A 252-nucleotide genomic window follows, 5' to 3' on the forward strand; every position below is an offset into this window, starting at 1 on the left:
TCCGGCCCAGGTGAGGGCGTCGACGGCGCAGCCGCCCGCGATGTGCGTGATCATCGTGACGTCGTGCTGGCCGTGCAGCAGGGACAGCCCGCGGCCGGCCGCGCCCGCGTCGCCCCGCGCGACGGCGGCGTACATCTGCACCCCGTCGACCGCGGACGCGGCGCGGGGCGGGCCGGGGTCGGCGGCGGGCGCCGGCGGCGTGAGGTCGCCGCGTGCGTACCAGACGATCTCGGCGAACAGCCGCAGCTCGAC

At 78.6% G+C, this 252-nt stretch carries 1 protein-coding gene; it reads right to left on the bottom strand.

Annotated features, from left to right (window positions below):
- Positions 1-252: hypothetical protein (locus KVT14_RS20745; RefSeq protein WP_217617330.1), on the bottom strand; the 252-nt coding region annotated here is incomplete at both ends.

Source organism: Cellulomonas sp. GbtcB1, from assembly GCF_019091725.1.
Lineage (GTDB): Bacteria > Actinomycetota > Actinomycetes > Actinomycetales > Cellulomonadaceae > Cellulomonas.